4 protein-coding genes, 1 tRNA gene and 2 pseudogenes are annotated in these 6243 nt (G+C 67.8%); 2 read left to right on the plus strand and 5 right to left on the minus strand.

Going from position 1 to position 6243, the window contains the following annotated elements:
- Positions 1–132 precede the first annotated feature (132 nt).
- The 3 genes from BGN97_RS18400 to BGN97_RS18410 all read right to left on the minus strand — a co-directional run bounded on the left by BGN97_RS18400 (position 133) and on the right by BGN97_RS18410 (position 3866).
- Positions 133–206 (minus strand) — tRNA-Pro (locus BGN97_RS18400).
- Positions 207–351: 145 nt separating this feature from the next.
- Complete coding sequence (locus tag BGN97_RS18405; RefSeq protein ID WP_292704774.1) at positions 352–1290, minus strand: metallophosphoesterase; 939 nt, start codon at positions 1288–1290, stop codon at positions 352–354.
- On the minus strand, positions 1287–3866 hold the full coding sequence (locus tag BGN97_RS18410; RefSeq protein WP_292704775.1) for a transglycosylase domain-containing protein: 2580 nt from the start codon (positions 3864–3866) through the stop codon (positions 1287–1289). The genes BGN97_RS18405 and BGN97_RS18410 overlap by 4 nt, the downstream gene beginning before the upstream one ends.
- Before the next feature lie 81 nt (positions 3867–3947).
- On the opposite strand from BGN97_RS18410, the gene BGN97_RS18415 reads away from it, so the two are divergent.
- On the plus strand, positions 3948–4172 hold the full coding sequence (locus tag BGN97_RS18415) for a hypothetical protein (RefSeq protein WP_292704777.1): 225 nt from the start codon (positions 3948–3950) through the stop codon (positions 4170–4172).
- Positions 4169–4627 (plus strand): RidA family protein, encoded by a 459-nt coding sequence (locus BGN97_RS18420; RefSeq protein ID WP_292704779.1) that lies wholly within the window; start codon positions 4169–4171, stop codon positions 4625–4627. The genes BGN97_RS18415 and BGN97_RS18420 overlap by 4 nt, the downstream gene beginning before the upstream one ends.
- Before the next feature lie 67 nt (positions 4628–4694).
- Here BGN97_RS18420 and BGN97_RS18425 read toward each other — a convergent pair.
- Positions 4695–4979 (minus strand): annotated as a pseudogene (locus tag BGN97_RS18425) (acetyl-coenzyme A synthetase); the annotation flags it as partial.
- Positions 4980–5185: 206 nt separating this feature from the next.
- Positions 5186–6243, minus strand: a pseudogene (locus BGN97_RS18430) (hypothetical protein); the annotation flags it as partial.

The raw sequence follows: 6243 nt of genomic DNA on the forward strand, positions 1-6243 counted from the left end.
CGCTGGTCGGGGAGGTTCGTCGCGTTGCGGGGAGTGGCGGCGGGCGGAGCCTCCTGCGCGGCGGGCCCCTCTGTCACAGCGACGGAAACGCCGCAGGACCCCGCCCTCCGGGCGGGGTCCTGCGGCGTTGAGTCGGGGTGACAGGATTTGAACCTGCGGCCTCTTCGTCCCGAACGAAGCGCGCTACCAAGCTGCGCCACACCCCGTTGTTGCAACCGTTCGAGTCTACATGCGAACGGCCTCAACGACGAATCGGCGAGCGTGCATCGGTCGCCCGCGCGCGTCGCGGGTGCTGCCTGCCGGGAACGACGTTCTCCAGCGGTGACTCCGGCTGCACCTCGGTGCGCGGTCTCAGGCGCTGCGGGCCGTCAGGGTCAGCAGGGTCGCCTCGGGGCGGCACGCGAAGCGCGCGGGCGCATAGATCGAGTGACCGCAGCCGGCGCTCACGTTCAGGGGAACGGTGCGCCTGCCGCGCGTCCAGGTGCTCAGTCCCTTGGCCTGCTTCAGCGGGATGTCGCAGTTCGCGACCAGCGCCCCGTAGCCCGGGAGGCACACCTGGCCGCCGTGCGTGTGGCCGCCGAACACGGCATCAGCCCCGAGCTCCACGAAGCGGTTCAGGACGCGCTGGTACGGCGCGTGCGTCACGCCGATGACGGAAGACCCTGCGGGCCGCTCACCGAGCGCGTCGAGAGCCGAGGGGAGCGCCTCCAGCTCATCCCAGTCGCGATGCGCGTCGTCGACCCCCAGGAAGTCGATGCTGTTCCCGGCGACCTCCAGCCGCGCCGCGGCGTTGTTCAGATCGTGCCAGCCGAGCTCCGCCGTGAAGTACTCATCCATGGCATCCGTGTCGAGCGACTGGATCCGCTTCGCTCCGCTCGACGGGCCCAGGAAGTACTTGAACGGATTGCGCGGGGACGGGGCCTGCACGTCGTTCGAACCATGCACGAACACTCCGGGGATCCCCGCGAGGGGCTCGAAGGCACGCCGGATGCCGGTGAGTCCGTCGAGATGCCCGAGGTTGTCGCCGGTGTTCACCACCAGATCGGGCTCGAGTGCGGCGAGCGACGCCAGCCAGCGCTGCTTGCGGTGCTGCCATGGCGCCATGTGGGCATCCGACAGATGCAGCACGCGCACGGGACGGCTCCCCGGAGCGAGCGCCGGGGCGGTCACCTCACGGACGGTGAACAGGTACCGTTCGACGCCGACGCCCCACACCGTCGCCGCGACGCCCGCGGCCCCCACCGCGCCGAGCGCGATGAGGGCCGGGTGCGTGGAACCTCGCGAGGTCAATGCCCGTTTCCGATGCAGACCACCGACACCGTGCTGCCCGGCGGCGCGGGGGAGCCGCCCGGCGGGTTCTGGGCAGTCACGGGAGAGCCGCCGTTGCATCCCTTGTCGTCGACACTGAACCCGGCATCCTCCAGTGCCTTCTTCGCATCGCTGAACTTGGCGCCCACCACGTTCGGCACATTCGCTGCTGGAGGATTGCCCGTGCTCGGCGAGAGTGTGACGGTCGTGCCTGCGGGCACCTGGCCGGCACCCGGCGTCTGCGTCGCGACCAGTCCGGCACCGACTGTGCTGTCCACGGGCGCGCCGACCTGCACGGAGAACCCTGCGTCCTCGAGGGTCGTGGTCGCCTGATCGATGGGCATGCCCACGACGTTCGGCAGATCCTTCAGGACCTGACGCGTCAGGTTCTTGTCCGGAGTCGTGAACTTCGTGCCCGGGTAGACGTCATCAGCGGCGCGCTGCATGGCCTTCGACAGGTTGTACCGGATCTGGTTCATCGGCTTGCCGTTGTAAGACATCCGGGAGAGCTTGTACTCGGGGCCCTCGACCTTACCGGCGTAGACGAAGGTGGCGACCTTGGTGCTGGACATCGCCATGGCGGTGCCCGCGTCCTGGTTGGTACCGGTCTTGCCGATCAGCGGGGTGCCGTCATAGGGGTTCGCCGGGCCTCCGGTGCCGCCGTTCATGACGCCCTGCAGAGCGTATGCCGCCGTCGCCGCCACCTCGGGCGAGATGACCTGCGTGCAGGAGGACTCGGGAAGCGGGATGTCGTTGCCGTCGGAGCCGACGATCTTGTCGATCGCGCGCGGCGTGCAGTACACGCCGTTGTTGGCGACCGTCGCGTACGCACCGGCCATCTGGATCGGCGCGATGTGCTTCGAGCCGAGCGTCGTCGCGAAGGGACCGTTCGGCGCCAGGTCGTTCGGGCCCTCGGGCTCGGTCACGGGCTTGCCGTTGCCGTAGTGCACGCCCATCGAGGTCGCCGTCTCGTTGATGTCGCAGAGGTCCAGCTGCTGTGCCATGGCATAGAAGCCGGTGTTCAGCGAGGCCTTGGTGAACTGCATCACCGTGCCCTTGTAACCCGGATTGCTGTTGAAGTTCTTGGTCTTGTCCTTGTTCGGCTCCTTCTTGCCGCAGACCGTGAAGGGCGTGAACAGCTGCCAGCGTCCGTCGAGCACCTCGTTCACGGAGTGCCCCTGCTTGAGCCATTCGACCAGGGTGAAGATCTTGTAGGTCGATCCAACGCCGAAGCCCTCGGACCGGCCGTGCGCGTAGTCCGCGGCGTACACCAGTCCGGTCTCGCCCAGGGCCTTGTTGGCGTCGGCGGTGTCCTTGAACGTGGTGTTCTGGACGATGGAGAGGATGCGGCCGGTGTCGGCCTCGATCGACACACCCGAGGTGCCGAAGCTCTTGCCTTCGACGTAGACGGGCGCGTACTTCGCCATCGCCTCGTTGCCCGGCTGCTGCACGCGCATGTCGAGCGAGGTGTACACGCTCATGCCGCCGCGGCGGAGCTTGTCGGCGCCCAGGGTCTTGTCGCCCTCGATCACGTTCTTCACGTACTGGCAGAAGTAGCCCTGCTGACCCGCCGCCTGGCAGCCCTGGGTCGATGGGTGGATGTTCGGGGTGATCGGCAGCGCCACTGCGTCGTCGTGCTGCTTCTTGGTGATCTTGCCGTCGATCAGCATGCGGTCGAGCACATAATTGCGCCGGAACTTGGTGTCCTTGTAGCCGTCCTCCGCGGAGTTGCGCGCCTTGCCGGAGCTGTCGGTCCAGGAGCCGCCCGGCTTGTCGAAACGGAACCGGTTCGGGTTCTGCACCGCACCCGCGAGGGTGGCCGCCTGGTCGAGCGTCAGGTTCGCCGCGGTGGTGCCGAAGTAGTAGTTCGACGCCGCCTCGATGCCGTAGGTTTGACCGCCGAAGTTGGCGATGTTCAGGTAGCCGAGCAGGATGTCGTTCTTCGAGTAGTCCTTCTCGATCTGGATGGCGTAGCGCATCTCCTGCAGCTTGCGCTCAACGCCGTCGGAGCCGACGGCGTTGGTCGCGTCGCTCCAGCACGCGTTGAGCTTCTCGGCGTACTTCTTGTCGCCGGGCGACACGTTCTGCTCGCACTGCTGGATCAGCACGTTCTTCACGAACTGCTGGCTGATGGTCGACGCACCGCGCGACGACGTGCCGCGGATGTTGTCGTACACGGCCTTGACGGTCGCGCCCAGGTTCACGCCGCCGTGCTCGTAGAAGCTCTTGTCCTCGCTGGAGAGGATCGCGTCGTACAGCAGCGGGGAGACCTGATCGAAGTTCACCGGCACGCGGTTCTGGTCGAAGAACCGTGCCAGCTCGAACGGCTGGCCGTCGGTGCCCGTCGCGTAGAAGACGGTCGGCTCCATCGGCGTGCCGGGGGTCAGGCTGTCAGGCAGGTTCTCGAAGATCGAGAGAGCCTGGGATCCGCTGACGCCGGCGATGGCGATGGCGGGGGTGACAGCGGCCGTGGCCAGCACTCCGGCGACGGCGCTCAGGCCGACGAGGCCCATCAGTCCGCCGAGCACGCCCTTCAGCGTCCGATTCTTTTGAGGCATACGCTTGATGCTAGGGGAGTTGCCTGAATAGAAGCCTCGACGAACGGATCGCCCCGCGCGTCGACGACACGCAGGAGTGCCATGACCACGTGGGAGTATCTGACCACGCCGCTGCTGATCCACAACACCGCGGCCATCCTCAACAACTGGGGCAAGCAGGGCTGGGAGCTCGTGCAGGTCGTCCAGGGTCCCGAGGGCGGTCTGGTCGCCTACTTCAAGCGCCCGGTCAACCAGGATCAGGCGGCCAACACCGGCCTCGCCGCCGCCGCGGAAGCGGCACGTCAGTTCGAAGGAGACACCAAGTGAGCATCGCCACCCGCCTCGAGGAGCTCGGCATCGAGCTTCCCGCCGTCGCCGCCCCTGTGGCCGCGTACGTCCCCGCCGTCGTGCACGGCGGCGTCGTGTACACCTCCGGCCAACTGCCGTTCGTGGACGGCGCGCTCCCCGAGACCGGCAAGGTCGGCGCGGAGGTCGACGCGGATGCTGCCAAGGGCTACGCCCGCACCTGCGCGCTGAACGCCGTCGCTGCGGCGGCCGCTGCCGCCGGCGGAGTCGACAGGCTCGCCGGAGTGCTCCGCGTCGGCGGCTTCGTGGCATCCGATCCGTCGTTCACCGGCCAGCCCGGTGTGATCAACGGGGCGAGCGAGGTGCTCGGCGAGATCTTCGGCGACGCGGGCAAGCACGTCCGCGCCGCGGTCGGCGTGACCGTGCTGCCGCTGGACACCCCCGTCGAGGTCGAGGTCGCATTCCTCCTCGCCTGACCACGGCATCCGGGCAGCAGAAGGCGGTTCCTCCCGAACGGGAGGGACCGCCTTCTGCATCCGCGCGCTACTTGACCTGGCTCGTGATGGTGGTCATGACCATGGCGTCGGCCAGGGTCGTGGTGTCGCCGACCTCGCGGCCTTCGGCGACGTCGCGCAGCAGGCGGCGCATGATCTTGCCGGAGCGCGTCTTGGGCAGCTCGTTCACGATGTACACGTCGCGGGGACGGGCGATCGGGCCGATCTGCTCGCCGACCCAGCCGCGCAGCTGGGCCACCAGGCCCTCGGGCGAGTGCTGGTCGAGGTAGCTCTGCTTGATGATGATGAAGGCCACCACCGCCTGGCCGGTTGTTGTCAAAGTATGCGTCAGCGATCGGTTCCTTGGGGTTGAGGGGAGACGGGCGACGTTGTCATTCTCGTCGTCAATCCCGATGCCCGGTCCGGTGAGGAGACCGCGACAAGTCTCGCGGACGATGGGGAGCATCGCCAGCTCGAGCTCGAGCTCGCCCGAGACCGCCCGCGCCGATGGCGCCGGCGGCCTCCGCCCGTGTCACCGCATCAGACGCGCGTACGGCGCCGCGTCCGGAGCGATGAGCCGATCAGTGCGCCCGCTCCGAGCACGAGCAGTGCTGCCCCGACCCAGAGCGCCGGGCTCAACTCGCCTCCGGTCGCGGCGAGTTCATTGCGCTGCACGGTCACCGCGGCAACGACGGTGAGGCCGATGTCGTCGAAGCTGAGGATGAGGTGGTGCTCCCCGTTCGTGACGCCGGTGAGGTCGAAGCTGCCGGTGATGGCGGCGCGGTCCCACTGGACAGTGCCGAGCGATATCGGGGTCGATCGCATGTTGCCGATGACGGACGACTGCGAACCCTGCATCTTCGTCAGGAATGAGGACATCACGTCGGCCGCTTCACTGCGCTTGTCGATCAGGCTGGACAGCCGCAACATATCCATCTGCTGAGTGTTCGTGACGGCGTCGAGTTCTGAGCGCAGCGTTGCGATGAGGTCGGCAGCGGCCGTTCTCACCTCGGTGGAGTCCGACGTCGCCGAAAGGAGAACGTGCGACTCCACGGCCGGGCGTGCGGCCGCGATCGCAGTGGCCAGGGACTCATCAGTCGGCCCGGCGACGTATGCATTCAGGGCCGTGATGGCCGCGTTGAGCGTGACCACGCGGGCGTTGCGTTTCTGCACATCTGTGACCTGGGAGGACAGCTGCTGGTCGAGCCGCGGGACACGCTGATCCTGGACAGCGCGCAGAGCACCTTCGAGATCGAACGCGGTGAGCGAGATTTCGTTCACGGTCACACCCGGCAGCCTGGAGACCACCGGCGACAGCAGCTGGGATGCAGCGGCCGCCTCGTTCGTAGACGGCCGCTCCGCGAGGGCGAGCGCCAGTCCCGAGCGGTTGAGGAGAGGGAATGTGACATTCGGTGTGCCCGCCGCGGCCGCAAGCAGGTCGGCAAGCTCGGGTTCCGAGATGCCGCTGAAAGCGCCGGTGAGGCCGACATCGTCCGGGCGCTGGAAGACCGCGATGTAGGCCTGCTGTACCGGGTCGGTGGAGGGCGTGGGTGTCGGTGTCGGGGTGTCTGTGGGGGTTGGTGTCGGGGTGTCTGTGG

It is taken from the genome of Microbacterium sp. 69-10 (genome assembly GCF_001897945.1).
Taxonomy (GTDB): domain Bacteria; phylum Actinomycetota; class Actinomycetes; order Actinomycetales; family Microbacteriaceae; genus Microbacterium.